Consider the following 14,974-nt stretch of genomic DNA (forward strand, 5'->3'; position numbering starts at 1 on the left):
GCCGGGAATTCACTCGCATCCGCTCAGAATCTCAGAAGGGCAGTTGCGCGTCCGGCTTCTCGGCCAGGATCGCGCGCTTGAACTGGGCCTGGATGCGCGCCAGCGCGGCATCGTTATCGGCTTCGAAACGCATCACCACCACCGGCGTGGTGTTGGACGGGCGCGCCAGGCCGAAGCCGTCGGCGTACTCGACGCGCACGCCGTCGATCTTGTTGACCTCGCGTGCGCCTTCGAACGTCGCGTTGGCGCGGATCTTGTCGAGCAGCGCGAAGGGTTCGCCCTCGGCGCACTTGAGCTGCAGCTCCGGCGTGCTGTTGGAATTCGGCAGCGCATTGAGCACCGCGCTGGGGTCGGCATGGCGCGACAGGATCTCCAGCAGGCGCGCGCCGGTGTAGAGGCCGTCGTCGAAGCCGTACCAGCGGTCCTTGAAGAAGACGTGGCCGCTCATCTCGCCGGCGATCGGCGCACCGGTCTCGCGCAGCTTGGCCTTGATCAGCGAATGGCCGGTCTTCCACATCAGCGGCTCGCCGCCGTGCTGGCGGATCCAGGGCGCCAGCTTGCCGGTGCACTTGACGTCGTAGATCACCTGCTGGCCCGGGTTGCGCGCCAGGATCTCCTCGGCGAACAGCATCAGCTGGCGGTCGGGGAAGATGACCTGGCCGTCCTTGGTCACCACGCCGAGGCGGTCGCCGTCGCCGTCGAAGGCCAGGCCCAGCTCGCAGTCGGTCTCGCGCAGGCTGCGCATCAGGTCCTGCAGGTTCTCGACGTGGGCCGGGTCCGGGTGGTGGTTGGGGAAGCTGCCGTCGACCTCGCAGAACAGCTCGGTCACCTCGCAGCCGAGGCCGCGGAAAAGCTCGCCGACGAAGGCGCCGGCCACGCCGTTGCCGGCGTCCAGCGCGATCTTCATCGGCCGCGCCAGCTTGACGTCGGCCAGGATGCGGTCGATGTACTGACGGCGGATGTCGATCTGCCGGTAACCGCCGGCGCCGCTGGTGAAGGTGCCGGCCTCGATGCGCTGGCGCAGGCCCTGGATGGCGTCGCCGTAGATGGCCTCGCCGGCCAGCACCATCTTCAGGCCGTTGTAGTCGGGCGGGTTGTGGCTGCCGGTGACCATGATGCCGGACGTGGCGCGCTGGCCATCGAGCTCGACATAGGTACCGAAGTAGACCATTGGCGTGGCGACCATGCCCAGGTCGATGACATCGAGACCCGCCGCGCGCAGGCCCTCGACCAGGCCGCCGAGCAGGTCAGGGCCGGACAGGCGGCCGTCGCGGCCGACCACCACGGCCCGCTCGCCCTTCTCGACGGCGGTGGAACCGAAGGCGAGGCCGACGGCGCGGGCCACCTCGCGGGTCAGCGTCTTGCCGACGATGCCGCGGATGTCATAGGCTTTGAAGATGGTGGGATCGAGTTGCATGGTTCGTCCTTCCTGTCCTGGGTATGCGTGATCGCGGCGTCCGGCCCGCTGCCATGGCAGGGCGGACGCCAAAGGTGATATTTTGCCGGAATGCGACGGGCGCGCCAGTTTATAATCGCTTGCCCGCATCGCCCGCCTGGTTGGGTTGACATGCCTCCCAGCCTAGCGCCTGTGCCGCCAGGGGCCCGACCCCGCACCCCGGGACAGCCCGATGCGCCGCCCCCGGCGCCCCGGAGCGATCCGGCGCGCCCCGGAGCAACCCGGCGCGCATGTCGCAGTGCCGGCGGATGAGGCGCCGGCCCGACACACGAACGCCTATCCGATCACGTCGATCACGTCAGAGACACTGGCATTGCCGTCCACCAACCCGCCTGACCGCCGGCTTCGCGTCGCCTTCCTGATCACCCAGTCGGAGATCGGAGGCGCGCAGGCCCACGTCCTCGACCTCCTGCGCGCGCTGCGCGGCCGCGTCGCCGCCACGCTGCTGGCCGGCGGCGACGGCCCGCTGCTGGAGCGCGCACGCGCAGCGGGCGCCACCGTGATACGCCTGCCCTTGCTCGACAACGCCCTGTCGCCGCTGCGCGCGGCCGCCGCCCTGCGCCAGCTCCTGCGCGCCCTGCGCGAGGCCCGCCCCGATCTGGTCCACGCGCACAGCGCGAAGGCCGGCGCGCTCGGACGCGTGGCCGCGCGCCTGCTCGGCCTGCCCGTGGTCTACACCGTGCACGGCTTCGCCTTCAAGCCGGCCGCGCCGATGCGCCAGCGGCTCGCCGCGCGCGCCAGCGAATGCGTGCTGGCACCGCTCACCACCCGCATGATCTGCGTGGCGGAGGCCGAACGCGAGCTGTCGCGCGGCCTGCACGTCGCGCAGGACAAGGTCAGCGTGATCCGCAACGGCATCGGCGACACGGCCCTGCAGGCGGATACCTCCCGACCGCTGCGCCGCATCGTCATGGTGGCGCGCTTCGCCGCACCCAAACGCCCCGACCTGGCCATGCGCGCCTTCGCGCGGGCTGCCCTGCCCGACTGCGAGCTCGTCATCGCCGGCGAAGGGCCGCAGCTCGAAGCCATGCGTACCCTGGCCGCCGGCCTCGCCCCGGCACGGATCCGCCTGCCCGGCGCGGAACAGGACGTCCCCGCGCTGCTGGCGAGCGCCCAGGCCTTCGTACTGGCCTCCGACCATGAAGGCTTCCCGCTGTCCGTGCTGGAAGCGATGCGCGCCGGGCTGCCGGTGGTCGCCACCGACCTGCCTGGCATCCGCGAGCAGCTCGACGGCGGCCGGTGCGGCCTGCTGGTGCCGGCGGACGACGAGGAAGCGCTGGCCCAGGCGCTGCGGCGCCTGGCCGACGACGCCGAGCGCATGCGCCTGGGACAGACGGGCCAGGCGCGCTGGCGCAGCCACTTCGGACTCGACGCGATGGCCGACGCGACCTGGGCCGTCTATCAGCAAGCCGTCGGCAGCGGGGCTGCGGCCCTGCGCCGCGCAGGTTCCACACGATGAACGAAAGCCCCCCGCTCCCCCGCAAGGACCACCGGCCGGCAGCCACGCGCTCCGAGACCGTGCGACGCGTCAGCCACATGCTCAGCTGGGCCCTGATCGGCCTGCTGCTCTACGCCGTCAACGCCTTCGTGGCGGAGGCCGCACATCACGCCGGCCTGGTCACCTATGTCTTCACCCGCACCCTGATCTGGTCGATCGCACCCTACCTGTGCGCCTTCGCCCTGCTGCAGCGCGCCCTGCACCTGCCGGCCATGGAAGGCAACAGCCTGATCGGCGTCGCCGTCACGCTGCCGTTCGCCGCACTGCTGTTCGTCTTCGCCGCCTTCCACATCGAATACTCGCGCGGCGCCCTGCTGCTGGGCTTCCTGACCACGCTGGTCTGGACCTGGAGCGGTTACCGCCGCTACGTCAGCAATTACGTCCCGGTGTTCGGCTATACCGACCCCAATGCCCTGCGGCAGTTGGAGGAGATCCTGCAGGTCGCGGGACCGGACGGCGCCATGCCGACGGGGCTGGCCCGCTTCGAGCCGATCGCCACGCTGGAAGCCGCCGCCAGCTGCGACGGCCTGATGCTCGACCGCAATGCCGCGGCCGATCCGGAGCGCACCCGCATGCTGGCCAAGCTCAAGCTCAGCCACGTGCGCATGTATTCGGTGGAAAAGATCGGCGAGATGCTGACCGGCCGCGTCGGCCTCAGCCATATCGACGACAACTTCCTCGACGACTACGCCAGCCACTACCTGTACGGCTATGCCAAGCGCGCGCTCGACCTCGCCGCCGTGGCCTGCCTGGCGCCGCTGGCCCTGCCGCTGGCCCTGGGCACGGCGCTGGCGGTCCGGCTCGACTCGCCCGGCCCGGTACTGTTCCGCCAGGTACGCGCCGGCCTCTACGGCAAACCCTTCACCATCCTCAAGTTCCGCAGCATGAGTTTCGACGCCGGCGCGCCGGCCCGCTTCGCCGCGCGCCAGGATCCCCGCGTGACGCGCGTCGGTCGCATCATCCGCAAGTACCGGCTCGACGAGATCCCGCAGCTGTGGAACGTGCTGTGTGGGCACATGAGCCTGATCGGCCCGCGGCCGGAGCAGATTCCCATGGTAGAGCAGTTCTCGGACACCATTCCTTACTATCCGTACCGGCACCTGGTGCGGCCTGGGCTGTCGGGATGGGCGCAGGTCGAGCAGGGGTATGTGGGCAGCATGGAAGAGACCGTCACCAAGCTCAGCTACGACCTCTACTACGTCAAGCATTGCTCGTTTGCGCTCGACCTGCTGATTGCGGTGAAGACGTTGCGGACGATGATGACTGGGTATGGGGCGCGGTGATGGTAGCGGCTGCCCCCGCCGGCGGACCAATGCGGATCCTGTTACTGACCACCGGCCTCAAGCTCGGGGGCGCCGAGCAGCAGGTCGCGGCGCTCGCGCGGCAGTTCATCGCCATGGGGCACGCTGTTGCGGTCGTCAGTCTGACCCCCGGCCAAGGCGTCAGACTGCCGGATGCGGCCACTCTGCTGCAGTTGCAGATGAGCAAGACACCCATGTCGATGGCGAAGGCACTGTGGCAACTACACGCATTTGTGCGAAAGTGGCGGCCGGAAATCATTCACGCCCATATGGTCCACGCCAACCTTCTCGCCCGCGCACTTGCGGCGACCGGGAATACACCACCGGTCATCTGCACGGCACATAGCGCCCGGGAAGGCGGCCGTCTTCGCATGCTCGCTTACCGCGTGACGGATCGCTGGGCCAACCTGACCACCCACGTCAGCCCGCAGGGAAGACTCGCCATGGTTTCTGCTGGCGCGGTTCCCGCCGCACGCATTGCCGTCATGCCGAATGGCATCGATACTTCGCTGTTTCGCCCGGATCCCGCCGCACGCAGCGACGCCAGGGCGGCACTGGGCCTGAGCGGCGACACGCGGCTGCTACTCAATGTCGGCCGTCTCGCCCGGGAAAAGGCGCAAACTGTATTGATCGATGCCTTTGCGCGCTTGCTGAGCGAGCCAGGGACACACGCCCGACTGATGATCGTCGGCGAAGGCCCCGAGCGCCCTGCCCTCGAACAACGCATCTGCCAGCACCGGCTGGATGGCCTCGTCACGCTCGCGGGTGTGCGCCACGATGTGCCGGCCCTGCTCAATGCAGCCGACCTGTTCGTTCTGTCTTCCGAAATCGAGGGCATGCCGCTGGTCGTGGGCGAGGCGCTGTCCTGTGGGCGCCCCGTGGTCTCCACCGATGCCGCAGGCGTGGCGGAGCTGCTCGGTGAATGCGGCGAAATCGTGCCCAGAGGCGATGTTCCTGCCCTGGCTGCGGCGATGCACCGAGCTCTCGCCGCCGGGCTTGGCAGCGCCCAAGAGCAGACCAGTCGCCGTCAGCGCGTGCTGTCGCACTTCAGCCTTGAAGCAGTCGCCACCGAATGGCTGGCTTGCTATGAGCATCTGGCACGCACGGAGCCCGACTGATGCAACGCAAGGTCGCACACAACCTGCTGTGGATGCTGGTCGAGCGAGGCCTGCAGGTCGGTGCCGGCATTGGCATCGTAGCCATGCTCGCGCGTGGGTTGGGGCCGGAGGGCTTCGCGCATATCCAGTATGCGCAGGCCGTGGTGTACATCGCCTCTTCGATTGCATTGATCTGCGGTGGTGAAGTCGTGATTCCACGCCTTGTCGCCAATCAGGATCTGCTTGTGCAGCATCGTCTGCTAGCCCATGCATTCGGGCTCAGATTGACGGCAGGTGTGCTCGGCTACCTGCTGATGTGTGCCTTCCTTGTCGTCACCGGGCAGACCGTTGAATTCTGGATTCCGGCCCTGATCATCGGCGTGGCCGTAGTGCTGCGCGAGCCATTCGGCATCGTCACGGCATGGATGCAGGCCCACACCCGGACTCGACCCAACACGCTGTTCAACCTGGCCTCGTTGACAGTAAAGGCGGCCGGAGTTGCATTGCTGTTTGCCGCGGGCATCCATAGCGTGCCTGCCTATGCGATAGCCTTCTCGCTCGAGCCGGTCGTCATGGCTGTCTTGTTGACCAGCTTCTACTTGGCACGTGCTCCACGTGCCCGCGTCGTGTACGAGCCGGCGCTGGCCAAGGAGCTGATCAGCAGCGGGCTGCTGTTCTGGGCCAGCTTCATGCTCATGATGGGCTCGCGCCGGGTCGACCAGTTGCTGCTCAAGCCGCTCGTCCCCCTCGGAGAACTGGGGGCGTATGCTGCATCGATGCAGATCCTCGACAACTTTGTCATGGTTGCCACCATTCTCGCAGCCGGCATTGCGCCCATCTACGTCTATGCGCAACCCACACTGCCCCAGGCGCGACGCAACATCCTCAAGATTACCGCCGCCATGATGGCCGTCGGCATCGCCGGCGGCACGCTGATCGCGCTGAGCGCACGCTGGATCATCCATCTGCTCTACGGCTCTGCCTTCGCCTCCGCGACGGGCCTGCTGCAGCTCGCCGCGCTGGCCTCCACGCTTGTCTTCGCCGATGTCGGACTCACCCTCCTGCCTATATACCTGCGGCGCCCACGACTGGTTGCAATCAAATGGGGTATGGTGTTTGCCATCACGATCGGCATTGACATGGTAGCCATTCCGCGCTTCGGCGTGTACGGCGCCATCCTGGGCTTCGCCGTCGCCAACCTGCTCTCGGTGCTGTTCGGCATTGCCACCTGGCTGCGCTGCGCGACGGCAAAGCCCGCTGCGCAGGAGGCCCGGGCATGACACCAACTCCGCTCCGGTTGTGCTTCCTTACCGGAACGTTGAATGCGGTGGCCGGTGCAGAACGAATGACCGCCACGATGGCCAATGCACTCGCATCGCAGGGGTATGCCGTCACGATCCTCAGCCTGTGGGACTCGGCGAGCTGCTTCCCGCTGCACCCGGCGGTCAATCACCAAGCGCTATTCGCACACCGCCCCTCCTTCAAGCGCGCTTATGCCACCACCGTGGCAGGCATCCGACACCATCTCCGGGAAAACAAAACGGCCGTGCTTGTCGAGGTGGACCCGATGCTCTCATTCTTTGCCCTGCCTGCCGCGCTCGGCTTAGGCGTGCGCCATATTGCATGGGAACATTGCCACTTTGACGAAGACCTCGGCAAGCCGGCTCGCAGGCTGGCGCGCCGCCTAGCCGCGCGATTTTACGAGGCCGTGGTGGTCCTGACTGAGCGAGACCGGCGCCGCTGGCTCCAAGCACTGCGGCCTCGCAGCAGGATCGCCTGCATCCCGAATCCCTTGCCCTTCTCGATGCCCGAGCAAGCCTCGTCCAGGACAGCCAAGACCGTGCTCGCAGTTGGCAGGCTCGTTGCAGCGAAGGGTTTCGATGTCCTGTTGCGCGCATGGGCGGAGGTTGCACCGCTGGCACCGGACTGGCGGCTGACGATTGTCGGAGAGGGCGACGAGCGCGTTGCATTGGAAGCGCTGCGTGACGAACTTGGGCTAGGCGCCTGCGTCACGCTACCCGGCATTTGCGCAGATGTAACGGCGGCTTACAGCCAGGCCTCGGTTTTCTGCCTCAGCTCGCGCTACGAGGGATTTGGCCTGGTACTGGTCGAAGCGATGGCATTCGGCCTGCCAATCGTAGCGACGGACTGTGAGACAGGGCCTCGCGAGCTGCTTGAGCCGGGACGTGATGCAATCGTGGTTCCGGTTGGGCAGCCAGCCCCGCTTGCCCGCGCACTCGCACACATGATCAGCCACCCAGGAGAAGCCGCCATACTGGGCGAGGCAGCCAGGCAGAAGGCCAGTGGCTTCCTGCCCGAGCCGATCATCCAACGCTGGGAAGCACTGCTTGATCGCTGCGATGCGGGCAACGAAAGGTGGCAGCGCGGGGACCTGAAGTTTCCTTGTGACGAGAATAAATAAGGCGAAGCATTCTCCCTCTGTTCCTGCCTTGCTCGCCTGTCAGGGCAAGGTATAAAGAGGAAGTCCCCACAATATAATGCAGCTCGCCAGTGTGCGCGCCACAGATGCATGGCGAGCCCTTTCCGACGATGACACATCGGATCTTTGCACCGCATGGGAGCACAGTCTCAGCGCCTGCTTGTACGCTGCTTGAAGCGCTGCCGCTGACAGTGTGGCTGACGGGCCTGAGTGGTGCAGGCAAGTCGACGTTGGCCGACGGAGCACAGCGCTGGCTGAGCAGGCTGGGCATCCGCTCACTGCGCATTGATGGCGATCAGTTGCGAGCAGGTATTTGCCAGGACCTACGGTTCTCAGCCGAGGATCGCCATGAAAATGTGCGCCGAGCAGCTCATATCGCAAAGCTCATCAATGAGCAGGGGTTGCTGGTCCTCGTCTCGATGATCTCACCGACCGAGCTCGATCGGCAGACCGCCCGCAGCATAGTGGGTGCCGATCATTTCCTAGAAGTCTACGTGAGGGCCGACCTTGAGCAGTGTCGTGCGCGCGACCCCAAAGGACTCTATGCCCGCGTCCAGCGTGGCGAGATCGCCCAATTCACCGGTATCAGTGCACCCTATGAGCCGCCGCGGACGCCAGACCTGACCATCGACACCACGACAGCCGACGAAACGTACTGCGTCAGCTTGCTGGCCCGGCTGGTCCTCGCCCGCAGCACCCGGCAGGACGCGACCTTTCTGCAACTGGCCTCACCATCCCCTTGAAGGATTTGGGGGCGATGCGAAGCACACCATCGCCCCCCTGCCGACCCACAGCCCCTCGCCTACGCGAGCCGCCGTCACCACCATGCATCGCAACCTCGCGCATCCACAACGATCATGACCAACGCCGTCAGGGATGTCATTGTCCACTACCACATCTTCAAGAATGCCGGCACCACCGTCGACGCCATCCTGCACGCCAACTTCCCCGGCTCCAATGGAGCCATCGAGGGCGAGTACCCCTGGGACACGCTGACAAGCCAGGACCTGCTCAACTTCATCCTGGACAATCCTCGGCTCGATGTTGTTTCCAGTCATCAGGCCAGATTGCCGGTGCCGATGCATCCGGGCTTGCGCGTTCATCCTATCGTCTTCCTTCGTCACCCGATCGACCGGGTCGAGTCGGTCTACAAGTTCGAACGGCGCCAGGCACCGGACAGCCTCAGCCCCAGCGTACGTATTGCTCAGAACACAGATCTTAGAGGGTTCGTGGAGTGGGGCCTATCGGATGCGGGTACCGCCGTCTTCCGCAATTTCCAGACCATCCATCTCGCCGGACGACAACGGGATATGCGTAGCGCCCGCGCAACCAGCGCCGACCACCTGGTAGCCGCTGCCCGACTGAGCGAGTTGCCGTTCGTGGGCCTTGTGGACAGCTTCGAGGAATCGGTATCCGCATTGCAGCGCAAGCTGCGGCCGGCCTTTCCCGCCATCGCTCTTCCCGCCGAGACGGCGCTAAACCGCAGCGAAGGCAGAGCGGACAGACTCTCCGTCCGCATCGAGCGCATCGCGACGGAACTGGGAGACTCGCTGTTCGATGATTTGTTGAGCCAGAACGGCTTCGACCTCGATCTGTATCGGCAGGCCACCTTCCTGAGTGCGGACCGGAATGGACGAGACGTGCGCTGACGACCAGCGCCACTGGGCGCTGGGATGCTTCAATCATTAGACTAACGACTAGCAAAACGCCGCCCCACTGGCACGCAGATTGCCCGCACCGGGCGAGCGCACCCACGGGTCGGTGCGAGGCTCCCTCGCCAAATCCAGGGGGAGACTCCGGGTGCGTGCTAAATCGACCGGGCTGGCGATTGGCCTGTGACATAATCCCCCCCTGGCCGCATCCTGCGGGCTACCCGACGTACCGGCTCGGCCCTAGCCCCAATGTGCGCTCCCAATAACAGGAACAGAACACGAATGCCACGCCCGGAAAGCCCCCCTTTTGCTCCGGCCTTCTCGAACGCAGAATCGGAGGGGAGGAAAACGGCCACGTGCATTGGACTGCTCGTCGCGCTGAGCATTGTCGGAGTGACTTATCTACGCTTCGCGCCCTGGGTGCCGTCCGCCTTCTATGGTGACGACCTTTACAACCTGCTCGCAACCCGCCCCGAAGGGGATTTTGTGCACAGTTGGGAGCAAGCATTGGTCGGCGTCTTTTATGAGAAGTACCGACCGGTATTCGTCACTATCTGGTTTGCACTGACCAGAATTTCCCATGAAGATCTTCGCGCATTTCTGATTTTCAATGGGTTAGTTCACACCCTGAACGCAACGATCTTCTATTTTCTGGCGCTCGCCCTGTCGAGGAACAACAGGATGACAAGCATCGCCCTGACGCTTGTCTTCGCCAGTTCTCGCTTTGCCTTGTACCAAGTGACTCAAGGCACCGGTCCGGTCGAATCCGTAGCGCTCACCTTCTTCCTGCTCATGCTACTGGCAATCAGCCAGGCGCTGCAACAGCCGGAGCGCGGCCGTTGGCAATGGCTCGCACTGAGTGCGCTGATTCTCGCCCTGCACACCCACGAACGCTATCTTGCGGTATCCCCTTGGCTGGCGATCGTACTCTTCGTCCTTGCTCTGAAGCGGCCTGGCCGGCAAGCGGCGGCATTCATTCCAGCACTATTGAGTCTACTGACTCCTGTCGCCAATTTCCTTGTCAAAACCTGCCTGCTAGGTAGTTCATTCTTTGTGGGCACCGGTTCGACCCACCTCGCGCCGGATGTCCGGTCCAGTCTCGACCGCTTCCTGCAGGCGCTCCTTTCCGTCTGCGGGATCAACCATGGTCCTGACTTTCTGGCTGGTCATGATGTCCTCTCTGGACTCGCTTCCGGCAACCCTATGGACGGCGCCGTCCTGGCGGCCGCGGCGGTAGTGCTCGGCCTCTGGATATGGCTCATGATGCGAGCCGTATCTGCAATGAAGGCAAGCGGGTCGGGGCGTATATATATCCCATTGTTCTTTCTCGGCCTGCTTCTTCTTATTCTGTTGCCGCCGGCCTTGACCATCCGAATGGAACAGCGATGGATATATGCACCGTTCTGCCTTTTCCTTCTCTGCTTTGCCTGGGCTTGCGGGGCGACCAACTCACGAAAATGGCTGCCAACGCTGGCATGTGTCCTCGCCTGCCTGTCTCTATTTGGAATCGACACCTATCTATCGAGATACTTTGAGAATATCTACATGATGAGTGCTTCGGCCGCAGCAACTCTGGCCAAGCGCGACATCATCGATACCAAGGCCGCTCCCCAAGGAGCACCTTTGCTCCTGATGGCTTCACGGGATCATTGCCAATGGACTTTCATCGACGGGCGTTTCTTCGAGCTTTATGAAGGCAGCCCTCGCAAAATCCATTGCGAACAGGACCCGCAAGCCTTCGCGAGGCTGCTAGCTATCCATTCTTCCGCATACGCATTTACCTATATGCCAGACGTAGGCTTCAAGCCTGAGCAGAGGCAGACGGAAAAAGCCACCCGAGGTCACTCATGATTCAAGACAAGAAACTGGATCCCCAACTCCTGCTGGAGATCCGCCGGCGTCTCGTTCGTATGCACTATGAGAGCGGTGTGGGTCACGCTGGCGGGAACCTGTCTGCCATCGACGCGCTGGCTCTTCTGTTCAAGGAATACATCGGCAAGGACGATCATTTCGTTCTTTCGAAAGGCCATTCCGCGGGCGCACTCTATGTTGCCCTGTGGAGTGCAGGCAAGTTGCCGGAAGAGGCGCTGAGCACCTTTCATAAGGACGACACGCTACTGGCAGGCCACCCCCCTGCCAAAGGCATTAAGGACATCATGTTCGCTACCGGCAGCCTGGGTCATGGCCTGTCGCTCGCGACCGGCACGGCGCTGGCACTGCGGCTGGGCAATAAGGAAGGGCGGGTCTTTTGCCTGACCTCGGATGGCGAATGGCAGGAAGGCTCCACCTGGGAAGCCCTGATCTTCACCCACCACCAGCAATTGACGAACCTGACAGTTCTCATCGACCACAATCAGTTGCAGGGATTCGGCACTACCACGCATGTGGCGTCGATGGCGCCGCTGTGGGAAAAGCTGCGTGGCTTCGATATCGAACTGGACGTGGTGCCCGGCCACAACCTTGACCAGATGCGCAAGGCGTTGGACAAACGACCTGGCCGGCCACATTTCATATTTCTGGAAACCACCAAGGGAAAGGGTGTTTCCTTCATGGAGGATCGCATGGAGTGGCATTACCTTCCCCTCACTGAAGACAACTACAAGAAAGCGATCGAGGAACTTACCAAGCCATGAGAAAGCAACTATGCGACGCCCTGGTTGCCAGGGCAGCAGCCGAAGACTCGAACATGGTCTTTCTGACCGGCGACCTCGGCTTCATGGCCCTGGAGCCCTTGCAAACAGTAATGGGCGAGCGCTTCATCAATGCCGGAGTTGCCGAGCAGAATATGATCTCGGTGGCCGCAGCGCTGGCGCGCCAGGGCCTGGATGCATGGGCCTACAGCATCGCCCCGTTCTGCTATGCCCGCCCCTTCGAACAGATCCGGAACGACATCTGCTTCCACAATTTGCCGGTGCGGCTGATCGGTAATGGCGGTGGCTACGGCTACGGCGTGATGGGCCCCACTCACCATGCCATCGAGGATTACGGCATCCTGCTGACCCTCCCCAATATGATGGCATTCACGCCGGTGTTCGATGAAGATATCCCGGCTGTGGTAGCGCGCGCCGGTGGCTCATCTCTATCCGCCTATCTGCGCCTTGGCCGCGGCGAAGCACCCAAGGGCTACACGGCACCACCGTATGCGCCCTGGCGCCAGCTCGTAGCCGGGGTGGGCACGCCGGTGGTAGCGGTAGGTCCCCTTGCGGGCACTTATATCGAGGCGCTTGCCGCGCAGCCCGAGAACGTGCGCCCGGCCCTGTGGGCCGTCAGCGAACTGCCGCTCAGCCAGAATCCTGTCCCCAGGGAGCTGATGGACCAGATTGAGCGCACCGGCACGCTCTGCGTTGCCGAGGAGCACGTCGCCCGAGGAAGCCTTGCGTCCGAGCTTGCCTTGTACCTGATGAAAGAAGGCGTCGCCGCGCGCGTGACGCATCTCTGCGCCAAGTCTCATCACTATGCGCGTTACGGTTCGCAAACCTATCTGCGCAAGGCCTCTGGACTCGATACAAGCCACCTGCTTTCGGCTTTGAATCTCGCCTGACTGCGAAAGACATAGATACCAATGCTTGATCTGAGCTCGGAAATCCGCGCGCTGCGTGGCCCCATTGTCATCACCGGCGCAGCAGGATTTGTCGGTGCGAATCTCTTCAGGAAGATTTTCGCAATACGCCGCGATGTCTATGCCGTGGTTCGCGGCGGGAACTTCTGGCGACTGTCGGATATACCCGACAGCAACTTGCTGCGCACCGATGTCAACGACCCGGCGGCCGTCAAGCACCTGATCGATACGATTGCGCCGCAAACCGTCATGGACTGCGTAGCGTATGGAGCCTACTCGTTCGAGCAGGATCCCAATCTAATCTATCAGACGAATTTCAACTCCATTGTGAGCCTGGTAAGCCAGTTGGCCAGGCAGGGAATTTCCGCGTTCGTGCATGCGGGAAGCTCTTCGGAATACGGAAACAATAGCGCAGCCCCCCGCGAAGATGCCGTAACGGAACCCAACAGCCACTATGCGGTCTCCAAGGCCGCAGTCGCAGAGTATCTGCGGTATATGGGCAAGCAGCAGAACTTCCCCTGCGTGAACCTGCGCCTGTATTCTGTCTACGGACCGCTCGAAGACGGCTCGCGCCTGATTCCCAATCTGCTGCGCAAGGCACTGTCGGGCGACCTTCCCCCTTTCGTCGCTCCGGAAACTTCTCGGGACTTCATCCACGTCGACGATGTGTGCGCGGCATTCATCAGCGCCGCCATCCGCATGAACCCGTCGCTGTATGGCGAGAGCTTCAACATCGGCTCGGGAAAGAAGACGACTATTCGTGAGTTGGCGACGCTGACGCGCGAATTGTTCAAGGTAGAGCAAGAACCCGAATTCGGCTCGATGGAGGGCCGTGCGTGGGACCTCGCCGATTGGTATGCAAATGCCGAAAAGGCCGCGCTCCAGCTCGGGTGGAAGGCCAGCATCGCGCTCGACGACGGCCTGCAGGCAACCGCCCGGTGGGTGCAGACACTCAGCCCGGCAGACCTTGCCGAGCGCTCGAAGCTATCCGTACGCAACCGTAGGCGCAGCGTGACCGCCATCATTGCCTGCTATAAGGATGAGCCGGCGATCCCAATCATGTATCGCCGGCTCACGGATACCTTCCAGAAGCTGGAGATCGACTACGAGATCATCTTTGTCAATGACTGCAGCCCCGACAACTCCGAAGAGGTGATTCGCGACATCTCGAAGAGCGACCCTCGCGTCATTGGCATTTCGCATTCTAGGAATTTCGGCTCGCAGATGGCCTTCCGTAGCGGCATGGAACTGGCGTCCAAGGATGCCGTGGTCCTGCTCGACGGCGATCTGCAGGACCCGCCCGAACTCATCGAGGCGTTCTATGCCCAGTGGGAGAAGGGTTTTGACGTTGTGTACGGCCGGCGCATCCAGCGCGAGATGCCATGGCATTGGGGCCTGCTGTATAAGGCCTTCTACCGTGTCTTTGCGGCGTTCAGCTACGTGAAGATCCCCCTCGATGCAGGCGACTTCTCACTGATCGACCGCAAGGTCGTGCACTGGTTGCTGGCCTGTGAGGAGCGGGATCTCTTCATGCGCGGGCTGCGCGCCTATGTCGGATTCCGTCAGACCGGCGTCGACTATGTCCGCCCCGAGCGCATGTTCGGGCATACCACCAATTCTTTTACCAAGAATATCGACTGGGCCAAGAAGGGGATCTTTTCGTTCAGTAACGTTCCACTCACCATGCTGACCACGGCGGGCCTGCTGTTGCTGACGCTGTCGATTCTTGCAGCTTTTATCATCGGCGTACTTCGCATCGCTTTCCCAGATATCGCACCACGTGGCGTCACAACCATGCTGATCGCCATACTTATGTTCGGATCCCTGAACCTGTTCGGAATCGGCCTAGTGGGCGAATATATTGGAAAAATCATGCTCGAGGTCAAGGGCAGGCCACGACTCATACGCGCTGCGCTGATCCGCAACGGGAAGGTTTCAGAGCAGACGGCAAGACCATGAGGAAGCCGGCCC

12 protein-coding genes are annotated in these 14,974 nt (G+C 63.5%); 11 read left to right on the forward strand and 1 reads right to left on the reverse strand.

Features of this window, described 5'->3' with window-relative positions; genetic code table 11:
• Positions 1-31: 31 nt before the first annotated feature.
• Entirely contained in the window at positions 32-1,417 is a 1,386-nt protein-coding gene (locus BKK80_RS16915) for a phosphomannomutase/phosphoglucomutase (protein ID WP_071070277.1), read from the reverse strand.
• Positions 1,418-1,769: 352 nt separating this feature from the next.
• Between BKK80_RS16915 and BKK80_RS16920 the strand changes: the two genes are divergently transcribed.
• The 11 genes from BKK80_RS16920 (at position 1,770) to BKK80_RS16970 (ending at position 14,962) form a co-directional block, all read left to right on the forward strand.
• Positions 1,770-2,915, forward strand: coding sequence for a glycosyltransferase family 4 protein (locus BKK80_RS16920; RefSeq protein ID WP_236903691.1), 1,146 nt, complete (start codon positions 1,770-1,772; stop codon positions 2,913-2,915).
• The gene (locus BKK80_RS16925) at positions 2,912-4,237 is read left to right on the forward strand and encodes an exopolysaccharide biosynthesis polyprenyl glycosylphosphotransferase (protein WP_071037991.1); all 1,326 of its coding nucleotides are present in this window, start codon (positions 2,912-2,914) and stop codon (positions 4,235-4,237) included. Before BKK80_RS16920 ends, BKK80_RS16925 begins: the two co-directional genes overlap by 4 nt.
• A gap of 29 nt (positions 4,238-4,266) precedes the next feature.
• On the forward strand, positions 4,267-5,373 hold the full coding sequence (locus BKK80_RS16930; protein WP_071037990.1) for a glycosyltransferase: 1,107 nt from the start codon (positions 4,267-4,269) through the stop codon (positions 5,371-5,373).
• Positions 5,373-6,632: a lipopolysaccharide biosynthesis protein gene (locus BKK80_RS16935; protein WP_071037989.1), complete on the forward strand. Its 1,260-nt coding sequence runs from the start codon at positions 5,373-5,375 to the stop codon at positions 6,630-6,632. The genes BKK80_RS16930 and BKK80_RS16935 overlap by 1 nt, the downstream gene beginning before the upstream one ends.
• Positions 6,629-7,774, forward strand: a complete 1,146-nt coding sequence (locus BKK80_RS16940) for a glycosyltransferase family 4 protein (RefSeq protein WP_071070278.1) — start codon at positions 6,629-6,631, stop codon at positions 7,772-7,774. The genes BKK80_RS16935 and BKK80_RS16940 overlap by 4 nt, the downstream gene beginning before the upstream one ends.
• 128 nt (positions 7,775-7,902) lie before the next feature.
• On the forward strand, positions 7,903-8,535 hold the full coding sequence (gene cysC / locus BKK80_RS16945) for an adenylyl-sulfate kinase (RefSeq protein WP_071070892.1): 633 nt from the start codon (positions 7,903-7,905) through the stop codon (positions 8,533-8,535).
• Positions 8,536-8,649: 114 nt separating this feature from the next.
• Entirely contained in the window at positions 8,650-9,441 is a 792-nt protein-coding gene (locus BKK80_RS16950) for a hypothetical protein (protein WP_071070279.1), read from the forward strand.
• Between the two features lie 285 nt (positions 9,442-9,726).
• A complete protein-coding gene (locus BKK80_RS16955) occupies positions 9,727-11,295 on the forward strand; it encodes a hypothetical protein (RefSeq protein ID WP_071070280.1) in 1,569 nt (522 codons plus the stop codon).
• Positions 11,292-12,077 (forward strand): transketolase, encoded by a 786-nt coding sequence (locus BKK80_RS16960; RefSeq protein WP_071037985.1) that lies wholly within the window; start codon positions 11,292-11,294, stop codon positions 12,075-12,077. The genes BKK80_RS16955 and BKK80_RS16960 overlap by 4 nt, the downstream gene beginning before the upstream one ends.
• Positions 12,074-12,985: a transketolase family protein gene (locus BKK80_RS16965; RefSeq protein ID WP_071037984.1), complete on the forward strand. Its 912-nt coding sequence runs from the start codon at positions 12,074-12,076 to the stop codon at positions 12,983-12,985. Before BKK80_RS16960 ends, BKK80_RS16965 begins: the two co-directional genes overlap by 4 nt.
• 21 nt (positions 12,986-13,006) lie before the next feature.
• Entirely contained in the window at positions 13,007-14,962 is a 1,956-nt protein-coding gene (locus tag BKK80_RS16970; protein ID WP_071037983.1) for an NAD-dependent epimerase/dehydratase family protein, read from the forward strand.
• Positions 14,963-14,974 lie beyond the last annotated feature (12 nt).

Origin of the sequence: Cupriavidus malaysiensis, from assembly GCF_001854325.1 — a bacterium.
Lineage (GTDB): Bacteria > Pseudomonadota > Gammaproteobacteria > Burkholderiales > Burkholderiaceae > Cupriavidus > Cupriavidus malaysiensis.

Excerpts from the sequence above, each read along its gene's own strand:
- BKK80_RS16915 (WP_071070277.1), bottom strand. The coding sequence starts at position 1,417 with ATGCAACTCGATCCCACCATCTTCAAAGCCTATGACATCCGCGGCATC.
- BKK80_RS16925 (WP_071037991.1), top strand. The coding sequence starts at position 2,912 with ATGAACGAAAGCCCCCCGCTCCCCCGCAAGGACCACCGGCCGGCAGCC.
- BKK80_RS16930 (WP_071037990.1), top strand. The coding sequence starts at position 4,267 with ATGCGGATCCTGTTACTGACCACCGGCCTCAAGCTCGGGGGCGCCGAG.
- BKK80_RS16935 (WP_071037989.1), top strand. The coding sequence starts at position 5,373 with ATGCAACGCAAGGTCGCACACAACCTGCTGTGGATGCTGGTCGAGCGA.
- BKK80_RS16940 (WP_071070278.1), top strand. The coding sequence starts at position 6,629 with ATGACACCAACTCCGCTCCGGTTGTGCTTCCTTACCGGAACGTTGAAT.
- cysC (WP_071070892.1), top strand. The coding sequence starts at position 7,903 with ATGACACATCGGATCTTTGCACCGCATGGGAGCACAGTCTCAGCGCCT.
- BKK80_RS16950 (WP_071070279.1), top strand. The coding sequence starts at position 8,650 with ATGACCAACGCCGTCAGGGATGTCATTGTCCACTACCACATCTTCAAG.
- BKK80_RS16955 (WP_071070280.1), top strand. The coding sequence starts at position 9,727 with ATGCCACGCCCGGAAAGCCCCCCTTTTGCTCCGGCCTTCTCGAACGCA.
- BKK80_RS16960 (WP_071037985.1), top strand. The coding sequence starts at position 11,292 with ATGATTCAAGACAAGAAACTGGATCCCCAACTCCTGCTGGAGATCCGC.
- BKK80_RS16965 (WP_071037984.1), top strand. The coding sequence starts at position 12,074 with ATGAGAAAGCAACTATGCGACGCCCTGGTTGCCAGGGCAGCAGCCGAA.
- BKK80_RS16970 (WP_071037983.1), top strand. The coding sequence starts at position 13,007 with ATGCTTGATCTGAGCTCGGAAATCCGCGCGCTGCGTGGCCCCATTGTC.